1 tRNA gene is annotated in these 539 nt (G+C 62.2%); it reads right to left on the bottom strand.

Annotation, left to right across the window (positions count from 1 at the left end):
* Positions 1-412: 412 nt before the first annotated feature.
* A tRNA-Lys gene (locus tag EXE41_RS18555) sits at positions 413-486 on the bottom strand.
* Positions 487-539 lie beyond the last annotated feature (53 nt).

Raw genomic sequence — 539 nt, 5'->3', positions numbered from 1 at the left:
AAATGAACCGGTCTCGAACTAGCCACTGCCGCGCCGCTTGTCCAGGGAAAGCATGCCGGGCGGGAGGTGGACCACCGCCACTTCACTCACTGCGTTCGCTCGTGGCGTAATCCAACACCCTTGGTAGCCGCTTCACTCCGCACGCCCGTTCGTCGTAGAAGCGGGCCGGGAGGGAGTTGAACCGAAGGAAGACATGCTCGCTCACGTTCGTTCGCTGTGCGTGCCTTCCAGGATTCGACTCTTTCCTGCCGGTTCACTCACTGACTCGCGGCGCTCGTCAGTTCGTTGCACGGGCCGGGAGGGAGTTGAACCGGAGGGAGACATGCTCGCTCACATCCGTTCGCTGCGCGTGCCTTCCAGGGTTCAACGCCTCCGTGGCCGATTCACTCCTCACCTCCGTTCGTCGTAGAAGCGGGCCGGGAGGGAGTTGAACCCCCGACCATCTGGTTAAAAGCCAGACGCTCTGCCTAACTGAGCTACCGGCCCTCGCTATTCGCTCGGGGGAGCGGCGATTAAGACCTTACGGTCCGTCGTCGAAG

It is taken from the genome of Halorubrum sp. SD690R (assembly GCF_005435035.1).
Lineage (GTDB): Archaea > Halobacteriota > Halobacteria > Halobacteriales > Haloferacaceae > Halorubrum > Halorubrum ezzemoulense.
This window is presented reverse-complemented; position numbering and strand designations above follow the sequence as displayed.